Genomic DNA, 250 nt, shown 5'->3' with positions numbered 1-250 from the left:
AAACGTCCCGGAGGATGCAGATAAGTTAAGGAAGTTAGTTAATGATGATGGTACACTAAATACAATTAGAGTAATAGAAAAGATTAAGAGTAGTATATCAATAATTCCACAATACAAAAAAGCAGAAATTCATAGAAGACAAGAAGCAACAACTTTAGAGCTCTCATCTTATGATTGGGTTTTTGATATTGTACCAGCTTTTATTACTTCAGAGAATGCTTATGGAAACAGTTATTATATTATACCAGAT

1 pseudogene is annotated in these 250 nt (G+C 30.8%); it reads left to right on the top strand.

Going from position 1 to position 250, the window contains the following annotated elements:
- Nucleotides 1-250: pseudogene (locus KVT31_RS29795) on the top strand (nucleotidyltransferase); the annotation flags it as partial.

Origin of the sequence: Bacillus sp. GbtcB14, assembly GCF_019091205.1 — a bacterium.
In the GTDB taxonomy this organism is placed as follows: domain Bacteria; phylum Bacillota; class Bacilli; order Bacillales; family Bacillaceae_G; genus Bacillus_A; species Bacillus_A cereus_AG.
This window is presented reverse-complemented; position numbering and strand designations above follow the sequence as displayed.